Here is a 19,985-nt window from a genome sequence, read left to right on the forward strand (position 1 = left end):
ATTTTTTCGTCAAGGCTCCTTATGATTGCTTCACCCCTTATCCCCATGGCCGGTGGTTATATCGATGGCCATTGGTGTGCGGCCGACAGAGGTCAAACCTTTCCGGTTATAAATCCTGCTACGGGCGATGTACTCGCTCAAGTGGCGCGTATGGGGAGCGATGAGACCCTGCGAGCGATCAGTGCCGCCAGCCGCGCGATGGTGCATATCCCGGCGATTGCGCAACGTCGTGAATGGCTCGAAAGTATTGCTGCAGCACTTATCAAGAACCGTGATGAGATTGGCCGTATTCTTTGCCTTGAGCACGGCAAACCCTGGCGAGAAGGCAAGGCTGAAGTTGATTACGCAGCAGGATTTTTCACTTATTGCGCATCGAACATTGATCATCTTAAGTCAAGGGTTCTGGAAGAGCGTCCGCGCGGTTGCGAGTGGCGGGTGCTTTACCGGCCAGCGGGCGTGGTTGGTCTCATCGTGCCGTGGAACTTTCCCATCGGCATGATTGCAAAGAAGCTTTCAGCCGCACTGGCTGCTGGATGCGCAAGTATCATCAAGCCAGCCTCTAAAACACCACTGACGATGATTGCCTTGTTCGCGTTGCTAGAGCGAGAGGTGCAATTGCCTGCGGGTTGGGCCAATCTCGTGCCGGGTTCGGCGGGAGCCATTGCCGATGCGTTGCTGGCGCATTCTGACGTTGCCGTGATTAGCTTTACTGGTTCAACCGAAGTGGGCAAGGAACTTATTGTCAAGAGCGCAGCGCAGGTGAAACGCGTTGCGCTCGAATTAGGGGGGAATGCACCCTACATTGTTTTTGCCGATGCTGATCTGGATAAGGTGGTTGATCAGCTCATGGCGAATAAATTCCGTGGCAATGGACAGACCTGTGTTTGCGCCAACCGCATACTTGTCGAACGCTGCATCGCCGCTGAATTTTCCGAGCGGCTGGCAATCCGGGTCAATGCCTTGCGCATAGGGAATGGCCTGGATGATGCAACTGACATTGGGCCGCTGGTTGATCGTGCCGGATATGAAAAAGTACGCCATCATCTGACTGATGCCTTGGAGAAAGGAGCGCTGCTGGTGGCAGGTGCGGTGCCGCCCCCGCTAGATAAAGAATGGGGCGGCTTTTTCCCGCCAACAGTTATTTCAGGCATTAATCGCACGATGGCTTGCTGGAATGAGGAAACCTTTGGGCCTTTGGTGCCTATCGCTGAATTTGATGATGAAAGTGATGCGCTGACGAAGGCTAACGACACTGAGTATGGCTTGGCTTCTTACCTATTTACCCAAGATGCCGCACGTGCTCAACGTTTTGTCGAGGGCTTGCATTTTCAGCATATCGCCTGGAATACGGGAACTGGCCCAACGCCAGAGGCACCTTTTGGCGGCATGAAGCAGTCGGGCTATGGGCGCGAAGGGGGAATTGAAGGTTTGTTCGAGTTTGTTGATGTAAAAACATCGCCGGTTGGTATTTGATTTTGGCTGTAATCGATAATTATCGGCAATAAGCCGCGCTGTTGGCGGCGGTGTAATTTGTGTTTTTTGTAGTTTACTTATTCTTCGGCCAATGAGGCCGAAGTTTTTTTAACTGAGGAGAGTCGTCATGGAATTTACACGCAAAGAAGCAAAACAGTGGGCGCTTAATAAAGTACGCGGGCTTTATATGTGTCCTTTGTCGCCAGTCACGCCGGATTTTAAATTTGACGAGGCTGGCCTGCGAGAAAACATTGAAAAATATGTGGACATGGGTATTGATGGTTTGGTGGTTGGTGGCTTTATTTCGGAGTGCTGGAATGTCAAACCTGCGGAGTGGAATCGCTACCACGAAGTAGTTGCTGATGCCGTCAAAGGGCGGATGGATTTATGGACCATTATTCTCGATCCGGAAGTAAGTGTTGCCGTTGAGAAAATGAAGTTTGTCGAAACGCTTGGCTACAACGGTGCTGAGGTGATCAATCCGGTGATCCAGTTACGTACGGACGACGAAATTTTTGACTGGTTCAAATATGTCACCGACCGCTCTGATCTGGCCGTTTGTCTGTACCGCACGCCCGTTTCGGGCAAGGTTCTTGGCGTAGACCTGATGAACCGGCTGGCTGATATTGACACCATCATTGGTGCCAAGCAGGGCGAGCTCAATCGTGCCGTTACACTGCGTCTTCGTCGCTTGATGCGGCCTGACTTCATAGTCATGGAGCCTTCTGAATACTGGTTCCTTGATGAACAGCGCGTTGGCGGGCAAGTCCTGTGGGGCGAGCTCTCCTACATGCTGTATGGCAAGAAACGGCATTTGGTAAAAGACTACATGCGCCTTTCTGCTGAAGGGAAACATGAAGACGCGCGCAAGGCATGGCTCGGGCTTGAGGGTGTGCGCACCTATTATGAAGAAGAGTTTCTCTGGACCATCGCTGCCACGGCTACCTACGCCGGCGCACTCGGAACGCTTAAAGCCTGGTATGAAGCCATTGGCCTAAAAGCCGGCCCGGTTATTCCTCCAGTGCGTAGCCCCAGCAGGGAACGGTTCGAGCAGGTCGCAGCAAAACTGCGTGAACTCGGCGTCGCTTAATCAGATCAGGGGGCGCGTAATGAGAATATGTATTCTAGGTGGGGGAGGGCTTGGTTCTGTCGTTGGTGGATATCTTGCTCAGGCAGGCGTTGATGTCACCCTGATTGCGCGCCCTTCTCATGCAGAGGCTATCGGACGAAATGGTTTGCGGATACATGGGCAGCGTCGTGGAGAACACCTGGTCAAGGAACACCTGACCGCGGTGACTCATCCGGATCAAGCCATGGGTGAGTTTGATTACTTCATCCTCGCTGTCAAGTCTAAAGACACGGCACAAGCACTTAATGATGCAATTCGCCTGAAAGATCGCTGCGCGACAGTTGTTTCTTTGCAAAACAATATCGTCAAAGAAAAGCTGCTTGCTGAATGGGCAGGCGAGGCGAAAGTGCTCGGTGTTTCAATTATTGAGGGCGGAACCCTGGAAGAGCCTGGCGTAGTGCTAAATCACATTACGGCGACAACGACTTTTTATGCAGGTGAGCTTGATGGCACGGTGAGTGCACGTGCTGAAAAAATTGTTGAGGCAATGAATAAAGCGGGGTTGCCCTCCAAAGCGGTCACTTGCATCAAGCAGGTACTCTGGGAGAAGCTTTGTCAAATCTGCAATGCCTCAGCATTTTCTGTGAGCGCGTTGGCAGCAAATCATGATCTGACCTTTAATGAAGGGGCTGTTCTTCGTGCAGGTGCTGAGCACTATGTGACTATTGCGCAGGAGATTCTTTCTGTTTATATCCGGATGGGATATACGCCACAAAATTTTTATGCACCGTTGTCACGATTAAAGGATATCTACGAGGCGAAGGATTTTGACGAGGCCTGCAATTCATTGATAACCATGGCTCAGCAGTTACAGCAGAAAGGTATTCGCAGCCGTACCTCCATGCATGATGATGTGCTTAACAAGCGCAAGACAGAAGCTGAATGGATACTTAAGCCGATAATTGCCAAGGCGAATGAATTTGGTGTGCAAGTGCCGACGCTCGTGGCGATTGATCGGATACTTAGCGTGCTGGATGCCTACGCTAAATAGCAGAGAAAACACTGATGATGAAAAAGTACAAAATTGCCGTCATTGCAGGCGATGGTATTGGCAAGGAGGTGATGCCCGAAGGACAGCGCGTGCTGGACGTTGTGGCTTCACGCTATGGCTTTGCGCTTGACTATGACGAGCTCCCCTGGAGTTGTGATTACTACGTAAAACACGGCAGCATGATGCCCGCAGACGGGTTGCAGCAAATTCGCAACCATGATGCGGTTTATCTCGGTGCTGTGGGTTTGCCCTCGGCTGTGCCAGACCATATTTCGCTTTGGGGTTTATTGATAAAGATTCGTCGTGAATTTGATCAATACGCCAACATACGGCCGGTGCGGCTGATGCCCGGTATTGCTTCTCCGCTAGCGAATCGCAAAGTAGGTGACATTGACTTCATCATTGTGCGTGAAAACTCGGAAGGCGAATATTCTTCGGCCGGTGGGCGGATGTACGAGGGCACTGAGCGGGAAATTGCTGTGCAGGAAAGTATATTTTCACGCCATGGTACCGATCGCATCATGCGCTACGCATTTGAGCTGACCCGTCGCCGTGCGCGAAAGCATCTCACCTCTGCCACCAAATCAAATGGTATTTCAATCACCATGCCATTTTGGGATGAGCGCTTCCACGCAGTGGCGTCAGAATATCCTGATGTGAAAACGGATCAGTATCACATTGATATTCTGACGGCGCACTTTGTTCGATTTCCGGATCGCTTTGATGTCGTTGTCGGCTCGAATCTTTTTGGCGATATTTTGTCTGATTTGGGCCCAGCCTGCACGGGAACGATCGCCATTGCGCCTTCAGCCAATCTGAATCCTGAGCGCCTTTATCCGTCGATGTTCGAACCTGTGCATGGTTCCGCACCTGATATTTACGGCCGTAACATCGCTAACCCAATTGGCATGATTTGGTCCGGTGCGATGATGCTCGATCATCTTGGCCACACTGAAGCAGCTGAAGCCGTTGTTCGCGCTATCGAAGCAGTACTCCAGGAGGGCCCGAAAACACCGGATTTGGGTGGAAAAGCATCAACGAAGGATGTCGGGCGCGCAATTGCTGAGGCTATCAGTTAATTCCATTTCACCCGAGAATCTTGACGCAAGGGGTATGCCTGTGGCCTGCTTTAGCACAGGCGTGCTAACACCCTGCCTGCTATCGTTTTTTATCTGTAAGTAGTTAGGAGGATGTATGGATCCGCTACGTTTCATGTTGGATCAATCCCAAATCCCTACCCATTGGTACAACGTCGTTGCGGATATGCCGCATCCCCCAGCGCCGACGTTAGGGCCAGATAACAAGCCAGTACCCCTGGAGAAAATGGCAGCCATTTTCCCGATGGCGTTACTTGAGCAGGAAATATCTTCCGAACGATGGATTCCGATACCGGAACCTGTACGCGAAATTTACCGTTTGTGGCGCCCCACGCCCTTGATCAGGGCGAAACGGCTCGAAGACATGTTGGGCACGCCAGCAAGAATTTATTACAAGAATGAAGGCGTCTCGTCCGCCGGATCGCATAAGCCGAACACTGCTGTAGCACAAGCCTACTACAATCGTGAAGCGGGTATTTGCCGCCTGACAACGGAGACGGGTGCAGGTCAATGGGGTTCTTCCATTGCATTTGCAGGCCAGATGTTTGGCATTGAAGTGCGTATTTTTATGGTCAAAGTGAGTTACCTGCAAAAACCTTTTCGTCGCTCGATGATGCGTACCTGGGGTGCGGAGGTGATTGCGAGCCCTTCGACTCTCACGCAAACTGGCCGCGATTTTTTGGCTAAAGACCCGGAAAATCCTGGTTCTCTGGGTATTGCGATCTCTGAGGCAGTCGAAGAAGCGGCCTCACGCGCGGATACCAACTATGCATTGGGCTCGGTGCTGAATCACGTGGCTTTACATCAGACGGTGATAGGTCTTGAAGCGAAAAAACAATTTGAACTTGCCGGCGATTGGCCGGATGTAGTTTTTGCCCCTTGTGGCGGTGGCTCGTCATTTGCCGGCGCTGCTTTTCCGTTTTTTGCTGATAATGCAGCGGGCGGACATAAAGGCAAGCAGGTGCGTCTTGTAGCGGTTGAACCCGCTTCGTGCCCTACGCTGACCAAAGGCACTTATGCGTACGATTATGGTGATGCTTCCGGTTTTACGCCGATTATGAAGATGTACACCCTGGGCCATGACTTCATGCCGCCAGGCATTCACGCCGGTGGCTTGCGTTATCACGGTGACTCGCCCCTGGTTTCACAGCTTTATCATGAGGGCCTCATCGAGGCCATCGCTGTGCCGCAGTTAGCAACATTTGAAGCTGGGGTGATGTTTGCCCGAGCCGAAGGTATTATCCCGGCACCGGAATCAAATCATGCTATCCGTGCTGCTATTGATGAAGCACTCCTGTGCAAAGCCAGCGGCGAAGCGAAGACAATCTTTGTGAATCTCACGGGGCATGGCCATTTTGATATGGCAGCGTATGATCGCTATTTCGACGGCGAGCTAGAAGATCATGTGTATGCAGAGGATGCTATACGGACATCTTTACAACACTTGCCCAAAGTCGGCTAACCGGCTTTGTGGTGCCGCATGGCGCGGACTATTCGCCTCAGCCGTCAATACGGATAATACAAATTATTTTCCCGAGAGAAATTTTAAAACGATCTCATTAAATTGTTCGGGCGCTTCCATGTTCGCCATATGGCCAGCGCCAATGAGATCAGTTTTTTTGGCGTGAGGAACGTTCTTATTTAAAAGATCGGCAATCACGTGAAAGTCAGGTAAATCATGTTCGCCAACAACGATCAGGGTTGGTGCATTAACGTCTTGCAAACGTTTCGCTGCAGATGGACTGAGTGGTTGCTCAAAACCCTGATTCAGCCAATGCCAGCCAGGATCATTGGCGGCAATTTGCTCGAACCGCTGTCGGCTTTGCGCTTGCGTTCGGACCGGCGTGAACAGCGGATGCGCAAGCCATAAGCGTTTTGCTGCAGCAATGTCGCCATTTTTTCCGTGTTGCATTATGGGTGACATTAACTCATGCCATTCTTCAGAAAAACGGTAACCTCCCAGTGCCGGATCAACAAGCACTAAGCGATCAATAGAGTCTGGGTACATCAACGCGAAATCGAGCGCGATCCTTCCACCCAGGGATAAGCCCAGAATGTGGGCGCGTTCAATCTTGAAATAACCAAGCAAGCCTTTGAGGTCTTCCACGTGCGAGAAGGGGGCCGGTGCGGACGGGAGCGATTGACCGAACCCGCGAAGATCGTAGCCAATGACGTGATAGTGATCTGCAAACGGGGAGAGTTGATCATCCCACATGCGCAGATTCAAGCCAAGTCCATGAAGGAGGATGAGGGGGTAACCTTCCCCGGCTTGCTCAAAGTAGAAGCGGGTACCGTTTACAGATGCAAAGCCGGCTTTAGGAGTGGCCATCATTTATCCATCGCAGTAAGGTCAGGGTTGTTTGAGGTGAAGCCCGCTCTGGGCAGTCATGGGTTTGGAGACCAAGAACGTCAATCAAGCCGATTGGGAAAAAATCGAACGAAAAGCTGGCGGAAGCGGTGAGATTCGAACTCACGAAAGGTTTCCCTTTGCCGGTTTTCAAGACCGGTGCAATCGACCACTCTGCCACGCTTCCAACGAGGAAACGGATTCTACCAGACAAGGAAGTGTCACTTAAGTTTAAGAGCTCTGCTGACCATGAGATACCGCCAAGATTTTTTTTTGCGTAGTACATTTGATTATTTACAGGTGTATGCTACGACAATTGGCAGATCGTTTCATTAGCAACCAATTGATCATTTTTATCTAAGGAGCTTAAAAATGAAAGCACAAAACATAACAACGGATATCTCAGCAATCCGCCAGAAACTGGGTTTAAACCAGCAGCAATTTTGGGCTCGGCTCGGAGTTACCCAAAGTGGTGGTTCTCGCTACGAGAACGGGCGCAACATGCCGCGCCCGGTTCAGCAGCTAGTTCATTTGGTGTATGTCGAGAACATTGACTTACAAAAAATTAAGCGTGAGGACTTTGAGGTTATCGAGTATTTGCGCACCACCAAGCCCGCCGTTCTAAAAGAGCTGAAAAAAGAGGCTAAAGCTGCAGCGAAAAAAGGCGGCTGAGGCAAAATGAATAGCTTGTTGCGGCTAAGCGTTCACTTGGACAATGAGTCCAAGCTGCCGAATTCTCTGCGCTATGTTTTCGAGATATTCCGCGTCCAGGCGCATCAATCGAGGCGCTTCTTTTTGCAGCGAAGGCCTTGCCAAGCTATATAAATGAACGCCTTTGAGTTGTTTTGCGATGGGCGCTAGCAAAGCAAGATAATGAGTGATTTCATCTTCTGTGGGTAAGGTGTTATCCAGTTTGAATAGACAGGTTTGCACCCAAGTCGGCGCCAAAGCAGCGCAGCGTGTTAGCCGTCGCGAGACGGTTTCAGTCTTTATGTGGGTGCCATTGATCAGCGCCAGACCAGTGGTGCTAGCGCTATCCACCTTGAACCACACTTCCCCTGATGCGTTGCCAATGCGCTCTATACCGGCTTGAACGCTTCGGCGATCCAGCAGGCTGCCATTGGTTATTAGACGCAGCATGACCTGCTGATCAAGCCCATGCGCATGCAACACGTTGTGCACGAGTGAAACAGCCAAGGGAAATTCTGCCGCACTGGTGGGCTCACCATTGCCGGAAAAGGCGATGTCACGTAATGAGTGCAACCCATTAGATGGATGTGATGGGGAATTATGATCAATGATCAAACTACCCTGAGAGATGGAGTTGAGGAGTGTTGTCAGCTCATACTCAAGCAAAGCAAGGTCGATAGGAGGTGGCCCGCCGCGGGTTAGATTGGGGACTTGGCAGTAGATGCAATGCCAGTTGCAAGCATTGTTGGGGTTCAGGTTGATGCCAATCGATATGCCCCCCGCCCGGCGCGAGAGCACGGGATACACATAGCGCAAGCCTGCGCTGTCACGAGCGTGATCGTCTGTTTTGAGTAAAATTCTGGGCATGGCGCGATATAAAATTCGGCGCTGGCTAGACGCCGGCGAGAGGCCACTATAATGCAGTCTTTGCAGCCTGTCGCACTCTTTGCTACGATCCCCCTTTTTTTCATGCAAATTACTCGTCGCCTTGAATTTGATGCGGGCCATCGGATTCCTGACCATAAAAGCCAATGTCGCCATTTGCATGGGCATCGGTATGCCATTGAAATTACGCTGACCGGCCAAGTGATTGATGTGCCCGGAAGGTCTGATAATGGCATGGTCATGGATTTTTCTGAGGTCAAAACGCTGGCTAAAACACATGTGGTGGATGCGTGGGATCATGCGTTTTTAGTTTGGCGGGAAGATCATGCGGTCGCCACGTTTTTAGCCACATTACCCAACCACAAAACCGTGATAACGGATACCGTGCCAACGGCTGAAAATCTCGCCCGGACAGCATTTGCCATTCTTGATCAGATTTACCACAGCACGTTTGGCAATCAAATCCGTCTGGAGCGGGTACGCTTGTTTGAGACGCCTAACTGCTGGGCAGATGCATTGCGTGAAGAAAATATCGAATGTTGAAAAACGTTATAGTTGAGAGGATTTAAAAATGCAGCAAGATGAAAATGATTTTGGGAAAAAGACAGAAGATGATCGTTGGGAGCGCAAGGCGCTTGAGACCATCGCTTTAGCTGCGATTACTGAACAGCGACGCAGTCGCCGCTGGGGTATTTTCTTCAAGCTGTTGGGCTTTGCTTACCTATCCCTGATTCTTGCCTTCGTCATTGATTGGGGGCAAACCGAGCGATTGGCCGATGGTCAAAAATTTACCGCACTGGTAAATCTCTCAGGCGTTATTCAAGATAACGGTGACGCCAATGCAGAAAACATCATTAGCGCATTACAGGCGGTGTACGAAGACAAGCATACAGCGGGCGTTATTCTGCGCATCAATAGCCCTGGCGGCAGCCCAGTGCAGGCAGGCATGATCAACGATGAAATCCATCGCTTGCGCCGCCTCCATCCAACCATTCCACTGCATGTGGTGGTTGAAGATGTGTGTGCTTCGGGTGGTTATTATGTGGCGGTTGCTGCGGACAAGATTTTTGTTGATAAAGCCAGTATTGTGGGCTCAATCGGCGTGCTGATGGATGGTTTTGGATTTACCGGCACCATGGAAAAACTTGGTGTGGAGCGACGCTTACTCACGGCAGGAGAGAACAAAGGATTTCTTGATCCTTTTTCACCACAGACGCCACAGCACAAGGAGTATGCACTCAGAATGCTGGGTGAGATCCATGCGCAGTTCATTGACGTCGTACGGCGTGGGCGGGGACAGCGCCTGAAAGAAACCCCGGAGATGTTTTCTGGCTTGATGTGGAGCGGGGCCAAAAGTATCGAGATGGGTTTGGCTGATGGCTACGGCACGGTAGAAAGTGTGGCGCGTGATGTCATCAAGGCTGAGGAGATTCGCGACTTTACAGTCAAGCCCAATATTGCTGAAAAGTTTGCTAAACGATTGGGTGCCGATATGGCCGAAGGAATGGTCAATGCGGTGTCACGGGTTACAGTCCATTGATGGGTGTGAGGCTTGCAAGGTACTTAAAAGGCGTTCTTGAGCACATATGCGGGTGCGCTTGGTCGGTTTGATAAAGTAATCCCCCTGGGCGTTCATTTTCCAGGCTTGTGTGTTGTCAGTAAGGTAGGGCTGTAATCCTTCTTTGAATACCCGGCGCTTGAGCTTGGGATCCAATACCGGAAAGCTGACCTCGATGCGACGAAAGAAATTTCGTTCCATCCAGTCGGCGCTGGAAAGATAGATGTGCTGTGCGCCTTGCGCATGGAAATAGAAGATCCGGTGGTGCTCGAGTAGCCGCCCAATGACAGAGCGCACCCGAATATTTTCCGACAAGCCCTTCACTCCAGGACGCAAAGAGCAGACGCCACGCACAATCAGGTCAATAGTGACGCCTGCCTGGCTTGCTTCATACAGCGCTTCGATAATCTCAGGTGCTAGCAATGAGTTCATCTTCGCAATGATGCGTGCCGGCTGGTGGTCACGCGCTGCGGCGGTTTCACCGCGTATGGCGGCTAGCATATTGGCGTGCAGTGAAAAGGGTGCCTGCCACAAGTGTTTTAGTTCATTAGCCTTGCCTAATCCGGTCAGTTGCTTAAAAACCTCATTGACGTCATCGCCAATTTCCGGGTTGCAGGTGAGTAAGCCAAAGTCGGTATAAATGCGCGTGGTGCGGGGGTGATAGTTGCCCGTGCCCAGGTGGATATAGCGGCGATAACCCTGCTCCTCACGACGTAAAATCATGAGCATCTTAGCGTGTGTCTTAAAGCCAACGACGCCGTACACCACATGCACGCCAACTTCCTCCAGTCGCGATGCAATGGATAGGTTGGCTTCTTCATCAAACCGCGCCATAAGTTCTACCACGACAGTGACTTCCTTGCCTTTTTGGGCGGCGCGCAAGAGGTGTTCCATCAGTACAGAATTTGTACCCGTGCGATAAACCGTCATTTTGATGGCAACAACCTGGGGATCATCCGCCGCCTGTTGCAGCAGGGTGATCACCGGTAAAAAAGACTGGTAGGGATGGTGCAAAAGAATGTCTTGTTTTCGAATGTTACTGAAAATATCCACACGCTTGGCCAGTGTTTTGGGAATGCCTGGCTGAAAAGACGGGTACTTAAGATCAGGTCGATTAACTTCGTCAGGTACGGACATTAGCCGCACCGGATTAACAATACCTGGAACGCGATACAGATCGCTATGATCCAGTTCAAACTGGTGCAGCAAAAAATCGGTCATGCTTTCTGGGCAGTTGTCTACGACTTCCAGACGGACCGCATCGCCAAAGTGCCGCTGCGGTAATTCCCCCTGCAAGGCGAGGCGTAGATTCTTTACTTCCTCTTCGTCAACGAAAAGATCGGAGTTGCGCGTCACTCGAAACTGGTAACAGCCCAGTACTTCCATACCCGAAAAAAGTTCGCCCACATGCTGATGCACGATGGATGACAAAAAAACAAAACTATCGTTTGTACTGCAAAGATATGGCGGAAAACGAATGACTCGCGGTAGGGCACGTGGTGCTTGAACAATAGCTGTCCCGGAGTTTCTTCCAAAGGCATCTGTACCGACGAGTTCAACAGCAAAGTTCAGACTCTTGTTCAGAACACGTGGAAAGGGGTGCGAAGGGTCGAGCCCGATGGGAGTCAGCAAAGGCATGACTTCGCTGCGAAAAAATTGTTGTATCCACTGACGTTGTGCCTCCGTCCATTGGTTGCGTCGGATGAATGCAATGCCTTCCTTCTGCAACGCGGGAAGAATCTCATCATTCAAAAGTGCATATTGTTCAGCAATCAATGCGTGTGCCTGGCTAGTCAGACGGCGAAAGACTTCTTGCGGAAGCAGCCCGTCGGCTTCGGTGACTTGGCTATCCAGTTTAATTTTTGCTCTGATGCTGGCTACCCGAATCTCAAAAAACTCGTCAAGATTAGAGGAAAAAATGCACAGGAAGCGTAAGCGCTCAAGCAACGGAATGCGATGATCGGCGGCTTGAGCCAGTACTCTCCGATTAAAAGCGAGAAGCGAGAGTTCGCGATTCAGAAAATTACTCTCAATAGGGGGTGATAAATTCATCATGCGGATTTCTGACTGAAGGTTTAATTATGTGCCTTTTTTGTTTCTCTTGTGTGACAAGAGTTCCAGCCTGTATCGTTGTTAAAATTGGATCATGATGAGCAAATTCACTGCCGCCGTTGATCTTGGGTCTAACAGCTTTCGATTACAAATTGGACGTATTGTCGACAACCAAATTTATCCGCTGGATGGGCTGAAAGAGACGGTTCGTTTGGCCGCTGGCCTGACTCCGGACAAGCTACTGGATAACGCGGCACAACAGCGGGGCCTTAAGGCACTGTCTATTTTTGCTGAACGATTGCGAGATTTTGATGCGACAGCGGTGCGTGCTGTGGCCACGAACACTTTTCGCGTGGCAAAAAATGCCAAAGCATTCTTACAGAAAGCCGAGGCTACGCTTGGTTTTCCGATTGAGATTATTTCCGGTCGGGAAGAGGCGCGGCTCATTTACCTTGGGGTTGCACATACTTTGCCTAATCCTAGGCAACGGCAACTGGTGATTGATATTGGTGGTGGTTCGACGGAGCTGATCGTTGGCCAAAACAGCGAGCCCATTGAACTTGAATCACTCTACATGGGGTGTGTTAGCTACAGTTTGCGGTTTTTCCCCGCAGGACGTGTGGATAAGAGTAATTTTCGGGCAGCAGAACTTTCTGCACGCCAAGAGTTGCAAAGTATTGTTCATGCTTACCGTAAAACGGGTTGGGATGAGGCGATTGGCTCTTCGGGCACAGCCAAGGCCATCATGGATTTACTGGAGCAAAATAAATTATCTGATCATGGCATCACCCAGCGGGGATTAAATAATCTGTGTGCCGAGCTGATACGCGCAGGAAGCGCCTCGCGCATGCGTTTGCAGGGTTTGCGGGCAGATCGATTGCCTGTGTTACCGGGTGGTTTGGCCATTATGTCGGCTATTTTCAATGCGTTTGATCTGGAGCGCATGGCGTTTTCTGAAGGGGCGTTACGGCTCGGTGTGCTATACGATCAGCTTGGCCGCTACCACCACCATGATATGCGTGAGGTAACGGTGAATCGCTTCATGCAGCGCTACGAAGTTGATCGACGTCAGGCGGCGAGGGTGACGCAAACAGCATTAAGCCTGTTGCAGCAACTGGTGCCCGCAACCCGCGAAGCAGATAATTCCGATGCGCAGTTTTTGGTGTGGGCGGCAAGGCTGCATGAGGTGGGCATTTCGGTTGCACATTCAAGTTATCACAAACATAGTGCCTATATTCTTTCGAATGCCGACATGCCTGGTTTTTCGCGGCGTGATCAGGCTAGATTGTCTCGACTTGTGCTGGCGCATCGGGGCAAGCTGGAACGGATTAACCCGCTGGAAAAAAACGCATCGGAATGGACGCTGATCTTTTGTTTACGTATTGCTGTGCTGCTTCATCGTGTACGTGATGATCAGGTATTACCTCCGTTGGATGTTTGGTTCACCAAAGTAGGTTTTCAATTAGAGGTGGGTGATGGCGGGCTCGACCTATTGCCCCTGACGGCAGCTGCTTTGATGGAAGAGGCAAAGCAGTGGTCAGCTGTGGGTGGCGAATTAAAGATTCAAGCTAAGCCTTAGCCGAATCCGGCAACAGCTGATTGCCGGTTTGGGTGAAAAAATCGGTACCCCAAGGGCACGTCCTCCGGAGCGTACTGGTGACAGTGAGCCAGTTAGTTTTTACGTCTGACGGCGACAAGCGTGGCTACAGTGAAGGTGGTGAACGCAATGAGCGACCACTCAGCAATCGATAAGCCTAAAAATTTCCACCCCGCCTCGGAGCATAAGCCCGTGGCTTCGAACAGCAAGGGATATTGTGTGCCAGCCCAATCGACAAAATGTTCCCACCACGGTTGATCGGCAGTGCAGCTGACGCCTTTGGCAAAGCGTTGTAGCCAGGTTTGATACGCCGCAATCCCTGCGCCGGTCAGTGCGGTGATGCTCATGAGTACAGTTGATAAACGGCCTGCGATAGGTCGGCGAGCAAGGAAAAAGGCAGCCGCTGATTCTATTGTCAGCGCCAGATAGAGCATGCGTTGCAGAATGCATAACGGACACGCTGCAAGATTAAGTGTGCGCGCTAACACCAGCCCCACAGCTACCAGACCGAAAGCCGCTAACCCGATTGCGGCTAATAGCCAGCGGCCAGATGCCATGCGCTGCAATGTCACTTGGTTTTTCTCTTGCGCTCGGCGCGCGCTTTGGCAACGAGCGAGTCCACATGTTTTAACAAGTCACCAAAGTTGGCTGCTGACTCATTGTTAAGGAGATATTTGCCATCGACAACCAGACTCGGGACTCCTTGAATATGGGCAGATGCGGATTCTTGATCTGCGCGCGGCACCATGCTTTGTATGCTGAACGAACTCAGCATAGCGCCGAACTTCTTGCCATCCAGCCCGTTTTTAACAGCCCAGTCGATAACTACTTCATCACTGTTGAAATTGATGCGATCTTCATGCAGTGCTTTAAAGACGGCACCATTCAGGCGAGGCAGGTCTCCCATGGCATCCAGCGTGAAATAGACACGCGACAGCCGCGCCCATGATGGGCGATTAAAACTGACTGGCACGCGGCGCAAGGTGACATCTTTGGGCAGCTTGGCCGCCCATGCATCGAGTACGGGATGAAAGTCATTGCAGTGGGGGCAGCCGTAAGAGAAAAATTCGACTACTTCGATTTTGTCTTTAGGAACAGCCAGTGGCTGGTCAATCATGCTGTAATCGCGTCCGGATTGAAGTTCGTCAGCATAGCTGGCGGTGCTGCCGATAAACGCGACGAACAGCAGGCTGGATAAAAAGCGCATCAATAACGTCATGTGGGGCTCCGTTAAAAAGGATTGGACGAGGATTGTATGACAGGGTTCCGTGCGGCAGCGGCAGGTGCAATTATCTAACACTTTCTTCAATGGGAACGCAGGCGCAAAACAAGGTGCGATCGCCATACGCATCGTCAATCCGATTCACCGACGGCCAGAATTTATTCGCCGCTACCCAGGGCAGCGGAAAGACCGCCGTTGCGCGCGGATAAGGCCGCGTCCATTCAGCAACCAGGTCAGCGCTGGTATGTGGCGCGTGCCTGAGCGGCGAGGCGTCCAGCAACCACTCGCCGCGCTCGATCTGGCGAATTTCTTCACGAATTGAAATCATGGCGGCGCAGAAGCGGTCGAGTTCGGCTTTGTTTTCGGATTCAGTGGGTTCCACCATCAGCGTGCCGGCGACCGGAAAGCTGACGGTTGGCGCGTGAAAGCCATAGTCCATCAGGCGTTTGGCGATGTCGCTTTCAGTCACGCCCGTGTTGCTCTTGATAGTGCGGATATCCAGAATGCATTCATGCGCCACACGGCCCTGCACGCCGGCATATAGCACTGGGTAATGTCCGGTCAGGCGTGCGGCAATATAGTTGGCGTTGAGGATGGCGATTTCACTGGCACGCCGCAAACCGCTGCCACCCAGCAGCGTGATGTACATCCAGGAGATGGGCAGGATGGCCGCCGAACCCCAGGGTGCGGCAGAAACTGCGCCTTGTCCGTTCTGCCCTGGTAAAAAGGGTATGAGGTGGGACTTGACGCCAATCGGCCCCATGCCCGGCCCGCCACCGCCATGCGGGATGGCGAAGGTTTTGTGCAGGTTGATGTGGGCAACGTCGGCGCCAATATCGGCTGGACGGGTGAGGCCGACCTGGGCATTGAGGTTGGCCCCATCCATATACACCTGGCCGCTGTGCGCATGAATGATGGCGCAGATGTCTTTGACTGCTGCCTCGAACACGCCATGCGTGGACGGGTAGGTGAGCATCAGGCAGGACAGTTTTGCCGCGTGCTGGCCAGCCTTAGCCTCAAGGTCGGCAAGATCGATATTCCCTTGTGCATCGCAGGCCACGGCGATCACCTCGAGGCCGCACATCTGCGCCGTGGCCGGATTGGTGCCGTGAGCTGATTTAGGGATCAGGCAGATGTTGCGGTGCGCCTCATTACGGCTGGCCTGATAGCGGCGGATGGCGGTGAGACCCGCATATTCACCTTGTGCGCCGGAATTTGGCTGTAGCGAAACGGCGTCAAAGCCGGTGATCGCCATGAGTTGCGCTGATAGCTTGCGGAAAAGTTCGGCATAGCCTTGTGTTTGGTCAGGTGGCGCAAAAGGATGAATCTGCGCGAATTCCGGCCATGACACGGGAATCATCTCGGCAGCGGCATTCAGCTTCATGGTGCAGGAACCCAGCGGGATCATCGAATGGTCGAGTGCGAGATCACGATTTTGCAGCCGCTTGAGATAGCGCAGCAGGCCATGCTCGGTGTGATGCGAATTGAATACGGGGTGGGTAAGGAAAGTAGAGGTGCGTTGCAGGGCGGGTGGAATGGCGCACGGTGTGGTGTCATCGAGAGCAGCTGATTTGCCGAAAATTGCCAGCAGGCAGGCAATGTCTTCGCGCGTCGTGGTCTCGTCAACGCTGATGGCTATCGTAGTCGCGTTGACCGGACGCAGGTTGTAGCCCGCCGCTGCGGCGGCGGCATGAATGCGCGCCGTCTCACCAGCGCCGACTTTTATCTGGATCGTGTCGAAGAACGCACCATTAACCTCCAGTGCCTGCGCCAGCAGCGCGGCCAGCCGGTGAATACGGCCGGCAATCGTGCGCAAGCCGTGCGGTCCATGCCATACGGCATATATGCCAGCCATGTTGGCAAGCAGCACTTGCGACGTGCAGATGTTGGAGTTGGCCTTCTCGCGGCGGATATGCTGTTCGCGGGTTTGCAACGCCATGCGATAGGCGGGTTTGCCCCGCGCATCTTTCGAGACGCCGATGATGCGGCCCGGCATGGCGCGCACAGTGGCCTCACGTGTGGCGAAAAAGGCGGCATGCGGGCCGCCGTAACCCATCGGCACGCCGAAACGCTGGGATGAGCCGAGCACAATATCCGCACCCATTTCCCCTGGCGGCTTGAGCAGCACCAGCGCCATCAAATCGGAGGCAACAGCCACGATGCCACCGGCATTTTTTATCGCGGCGATAGGTGCAGAAAGATCGGCGATTGCGCCGTGTGCATTCGGGTATTGCAGCAGCGCGCCAAAAACAGCGTGTTGACCGGCATCTTCCGGGCGGCCGAAAACCAGCTCGAAACCAAACCCGGCAGCGCGGGTTTTCAGCACGGCAATAGTCTGCGGGAAGCAGGCGTCATCGACAAAGAAGACATTGCTTTCCACCTTGGCAATGCGTCGCGCCATGGCCATGGCTTCGGCTGCCGCCGTGGCTTCGTCGAGCAATGACGCATTGCTGATTTCCATGCCGGTCAGATCGGTCACCATTTGCTGGAAGTTGATCAGCGCTTCCAGTCGCCCTTGGGAAATTTCTGCCTGATACGGCGTGTAGGCGGTATACCAGCCGGGGTTTTCAAACAGGTTGCGCAAAATCACCGGTGGCGTGTGCGTGCCGTAATAGCCCAGGCCGATGCAGGACTTTTTGACGTTATTTTTTTCTGCGATGGTCCGTAAGGCAGCCAGGGCAGCCTGTTCTGGCATGGGCGCGGGCAAGTCCAGTGAGCGAGTTAGGCGGATGGCTGCGGGCACTGTTGCGTCAATCAGTGTCGCCAGCGAATCGACGCCGACTGTGGCGAGCATCTGCTGTACTTCGCCATCATCCGGCCCGATATGACGGGCGACAAACTCAGCGCGTTGTTCGAGTTCTGCAAGCGGGCGGAGCAAAGGATTCATAGCGTGGCAGCGTAGGCATCCGCGTCAAGCAGGGCGCTGAGTTGGGCAGCCATTTCAGTCGGATTGGATGGTTTGATGCGGAACAACCAGTTGTCATAAGGGGAGCTATTCACCGACTCCGGTACGTCGGCTACCGCCTGATTGATGGCGATGACTTCGCCAGATACCGGCGCATAAATGTCGGAGGCTGCCTTGACCGATTCGACCACTGCGCATTCCTCGCCCACCTTGAGCACGCGACCGATGACCGGCAGTTCAAGAAAGACAATGTCGCCCAGCGCTTCCTGGGCATGATCGGTAATGCCTACAGTAATCGTGCCGTCAGATTCTGCTTTGCTCCATTCGTGCGATGCAGCGTATTTCAGATGGGTGGGGATGTTCATGGCTGTTTTCCTCAGAGTAAAGATTTTCCGTTGCGAACAAAAGGGGGTTTGACGACCCGCGCCTTGAGGCGCTTGTCACGAATTTCGACATCAACTTCGCTACCCAAGGGAACGCCAATAGACCCAATAGGCAGACGTGCGAAAGCGATGGACTGATTGAGTGTAGGCGAAAATGTGCCGCTGGTAATCTCGCCTTCACCCAGCGGCGTGATGACTTTCTGGTGTGCGCGCAAAATGCCGCGCTCGAGCAGCAGCAAGCCGATGAATTGATGCGCTGCTCGCCGTGTTGCCAGCGCCGACTTTCCGATGAAGTCGCGATTGGCGTCTTGCTTATCGATTGTCCAGGCAAGCCCGGTATCGAGCGGCGAGGTGGTTTCATCCATGTCTTGACCATACAGATTCATGCCGGCTTCAAGACGCAAGGTGTCGCGTGCGCCCAGGCCGCAGGGTTTGATGCCGGTGGCAATCAGTTTTTGCCAGACTTCCGCTGCGGCGCTGGCGGGCAGGGTGATTTCGAAGCCATCTTCGCCGGTGTAGCCGGTGCGCGCAATCAGCCAAAGACCCTTATCCGTTGGCCATTCGCAGGCATGAAACGGCGCCAGCGATTCAGTGGCGGCACGACTGGCGGGGAAGGCCGCCCAGAAACGTTCGCGCACCTGCGGGCCTTGCACGGCAAGCATGGCGAGGGCGTGTTTTTTTTCACTCTCGTCTTCGCCTCCGCGGCGGGAAGTGATCTTTGCATCAAATCCTGCCAGTTGCGCTTGCATCCAGGTTATATCTTTTTCCGCGGTTCCGGCATTGACGACGAGGCGGTAGCACGTCGGCGTAAAAAAATAGACGATCAAATCATCAATGACGCCACCACTTTCATTCAGCATGCAGGAATACAGGGCCCGCCCGGTCGTGGCGAGTTTGGCTACATCATTTGCCAGCAGGTGACGCAGAAAGCGCGTGGCGTCCGGCCCGATCAAGTCCAGCGCGCACATATGGGAAACATCGAACAGGCCGGCATCGCGTCGTACGGCATGGTGTTCTTCAATCTGCGAACCATAATGAATCGGCATTTCCCAACCGGCGAAATCGACGATGCGGGCACCGGCGGCAAGGTGGGCGGCATAAAGCGGGGTGCGCTCTGGCATGGGTTACTCCTGGACAAAAAAGGGGACGCAACGGCATGCCGTTACACCCCATCTGTCCTTGGCACCTGAGAGATTTACCCCGTCGGTGGGCAAGCTGCACGTTCATCGTTTACCTGAACGGTGCGCTGCCACTCTCCAGATTTTTGCTGCGTCGTCGGCCCTTTTGCCTGAGCGGTTCCTGGGGGTTGCGCCTTCGGCGGTGACAGCGGGAATGTTACTCTTGTGTCACTCTCTCCCAACGACCAAGGAGGATTGTAACCTCCCAAACAATCTTCTGTCGGCTTTTTCAGGAAAATGCTTCTTTGATTGGATTGTTTCGCGTACTATTCATACCAATGGCGTACCAATGGCAAACTACTGTATTACTGTATACATCGTGCTGCATATATCGCGTTGCATCGCGTTGTATCGCGATTTACCGCGATTTAATACTTTTTGGTGCCCAGGAGAGGACTCGAACCTCCACAGTGTTGCCACCGCTAGGACCTGAACCTAGTGCGTCTACCAATTCCGCCACCTGGGCAATACTCAAACG

Annotated in this window: 17 protein-coding genes, 2 tRNA genes and 1 riboswitch; of the genes, 9 read left to right on the plus strand and 10 right to left on the minus strand. The window is 52.7% G+C overall.

The window, feature by feature from the left end; genetic code table 11:
• Positions 1-21 precede the first annotated feature (21 nt).
• The 5 genes from PG1C_RS03710 (at position 22) to PG1C_RS03730 (ending at position 6,152) form a co-directional block, all read left to right on the plus strand.
• Positions 22-1,473, plus strand: coding sequence for an NAD-dependent succinate-semialdehyde dehydrogenase (locus PG1C_RS03710; RefSeq protein ID WP_202636070.1), 1,452 nt, complete (start codon positions 22-24; stop codon positions 1,471-1,473).
• A gap of 127 nt (positions 1,474-1,600) precedes the next feature.
• Positions 1,601-2,563, plus strand: coding sequence for a dihydrodipicolinate synthase family protein (locus PG1C_RS03715; RefSeq protein WP_202636071.1), 963 nt, complete (start codon positions 1,601-1,603; stop codon positions 2,561-2,563).
• On the plus strand, positions 2,544-3,593 hold the full coding sequence (locus PG1C_RS03720) for a ketopantoate reductase family protein (protein WP_202636072.1): 1,050 nt from the start codon (positions 2,544-2,546) through the stop codon (positions 3,591-3,593). The genes PG1C_RS03715 and PG1C_RS03720 overlap by 20 nt, the downstream gene beginning before the upstream one ends.
• A gap of 14 nt (positions 3,594-3,607) precedes the next feature.
• A complete protein-coding gene (locus PG1C_RS03725; protein WP_202636073.1) occupies positions 3,608-4,672 on the plus strand; it encodes a tartrate dehydrogenase in 1,065 nt (354 codons plus the stop codon).
• A 115-nt stretch (positions 4,673-4,787) separates the two neighbouring features.
• A complete protein-coding gene (locus PG1C_RS03730) occupies positions 4,788-6,152 on the plus strand; it encodes a TrpB-like pyridoxal phosphate-dependent enzyme (RefSeq protein WP_202636074.1) in 1,365 nt (454 codons plus the stop codon).
• A gap of 63 nt (positions 6,153-6,215) precedes the next feature.
• Here the strand turns inward: PG1C_RS03730 and PG1C_RS03735 are convergent, their stop codons facing one another.
• Together PG1C_RS03735 and PG1C_RS03740 are read right to left on the minus strand one after the other, a co-directional pair.
• The gene (locus PG1C_RS03735; RefSeq protein ID WP_202636075.1) at positions 6,216-7,022 is read right to left on the minus strand and encodes an alpha/beta fold hydrolase; all 807 of its coding nucleotides are present in this window, start codon (positions 7,020-7,022) and stop codon (positions 6,216-6,218) included.
• A 114-nt stretch (positions 7,023-7,136) separates the two neighbouring features.
• Positions 7,137-7,224 (minus strand) — tRNA-Ser (locus PG1C_RS03740).
• A gap of 185 nt (positions 7,225-7,409) precedes the next feature.
• Here PG1C_RS03740 and PG1C_RS03745 point away from each other — a divergent pair.
• Positions 7,410-7,709, plus strand: a complete 300-nt coding sequence (locus PG1C_RS03745) for a helix-turn-helix domain-containing protein (RefSeq protein ID WP_202636076.1) — start codon at positions 7,410-7,412, stop codon at positions 7,707-7,709.
• Positions 7,710-7,733: 24 nt separating this feature from the next.
• On the opposite strand, the gene PG1C_RS03750 is transcribed toward PG1C_RS03745, so the two are convergent.
• Complete coding sequence (locus PG1C_RS03750; protein ID WP_202636077.1) at positions 7,734-8,594, minus strand: radical SAM protein; 861 nt, start codon at positions 8,592-8,594, stop codon at positions 7,734-7,736.
• A 102-nt stretch (positions 8,595-8,696) separates the two neighbouring features.
• Here PG1C_RS03750 and queD point away from each other — a divergent pair, with 102 nt between their 5' ends.
• Positions 8,697-9,155: a 6-carboxytetrahydropterin synthase QueD gene (queD, locus tag PG1C_RS03755; RefSeq protein ID WP_202636078.1), complete on the plus strand. Its 459-nt coding sequence runs from the start codon at positions 8,697-8,699 to the stop codon at positions 9,153-9,155.
• A 28-nt stretch (positions 9,156-9,183) separates the two neighbouring features.
• Complete coding sequence (locus tag PG1C_RS03760; RefSeq protein ID WP_202636079.1) at positions 9,184-10,152, plus strand: S49 family peptidase; 969 nt, start codon at positions 9,184-9,186, stop codon at positions 10,150-10,152.
• Here the strand turns inward: PG1C_RS03760 and ppk1 are convergent.
• Entirely contained in the window at positions 10,132-12,222 is a 2,091-nt protein-coding gene (ppk1, locus tag PG1C_RS03765) for a polyphosphate kinase 1 (protein WP_414629215.1), read from the minus strand. The two genes, PG1C_RS03760 and ppk1, sit on opposite strands and share 21 nt — an antisense overlap.
• Positions 12,223-12,316: 94 nt before the next feature.
• Here ppk1 and ppx point away from each other — a divergent pair, with 94 nt between their 5' ends.
• Complete coding sequence (ppx, locus tag PG1C_RS03770) at positions 12,317-13,801, plus strand: exopolyphosphatase (RefSeq protein WP_202636081.1); 1,485 nt, start codon at positions 12,317-12,319, stop codon at positions 13,799-13,801.
• A gap of 92 nt (positions 13,802-13,893) precedes the next feature.
• On the opposite strand, the gene PG1C_RS03775 is transcribed toward ppx, so the two are convergent.
• The 6 genes from PG1C_RS03775 to PG1C_RS03800 all read right to left on the minus strand — a co-directional run bounded on the left by PG1C_RS03775 (position 13,894) and on the right by PG1C_RS03800 (position 19,973).
• Positions 13,894-14,391, minus strand: a complete 498-nt coding sequence (locus PG1C_RS03775; protein WP_202636082.1) for a disulfide bond formation protein B — start codon at positions 14,389-14,391, stop codon at positions 13,894-13,896.
• Positions 14,388-15,038 carry a thiol:disulfide interchange protein DsbA/DsbL gene (locus tag PG1C_RS03780; protein WP_202636083.1) on the minus strand — a complete coding sequence of 217 codons (651 nt, stop codon included), beginning with the start codon at positions 15,036-15,038 and terminating at the stop codon, positions 14,388-14,390. The genes PG1C_RS03775 and PG1C_RS03780 overlap by 4 nt, the downstream gene beginning before the upstream one ends.
• A 70-nt stretch (positions 15,039-15,108) precedes the next feature.
• Positions 15,109-17,928 carry an aminomethyl-transferring glycine dehydrogenase gene (gcvP, locus tag PG1C_RS03785; protein ID WP_202636084.1) on the minus strand — a complete coding sequence of 940 codons (2,820 nt, stop codon included), beginning with the start codon at positions 17,926-17,928 and terminating at the stop codon, positions 15,109-15,111.
• The gene (gene gcvH / locus PG1C_RS03790) at positions 17,925-18,311 is read right to left on the minus strand and encodes a glycine cleavage system protein GcvH (protein ID WP_202636085.1); all 387 of its coding nucleotides are present in this window, start codon (positions 18,309-18,311) and stop codon (positions 17,925-17,927) included. Before gcvH ends, gcvP begins: the two co-directional genes overlap by 4 nt.
• 11 nt (positions 18,312-18,322) lie before the next feature.
• A complete protein-coding gene (gene gcvT, locus PG1C_RS03795) occupies positions 18,323-19,450 on the minus strand; it encodes a glycine cleavage system aminomethyltransferase GcvT (RefSeq protein WP_202636086.1) in 1,128 nt (375 codons plus the stop codon).
• Positions 19,451-19,595: 145 nt separating this feature from the next.
• A riboswitch (glycine riboswitch) is annotated at positions 19,596-19,698 on the minus strand.
• A gap of 188 nt (positions 19,699-19,886) precedes the next feature.
• Positions 19,887-19,973: transfer RNA gene (locus tag PG1C_RS03800), tRNA-Leu, on the minus strand.
• Positions 19,974-19,985 lie beyond the last annotated feature (12 nt).

Origin of the sequence: Rugosibacter aromaticivorans (genome assembly GCF_000934545.1) — a bacterium.
Lineage (GTDB): Bacteria > Pseudomonadota > Gammaproteobacteria > Burkholderiales > Rhodocyclaceae > Rugosibacter > Rugosibacter aromaticivorans.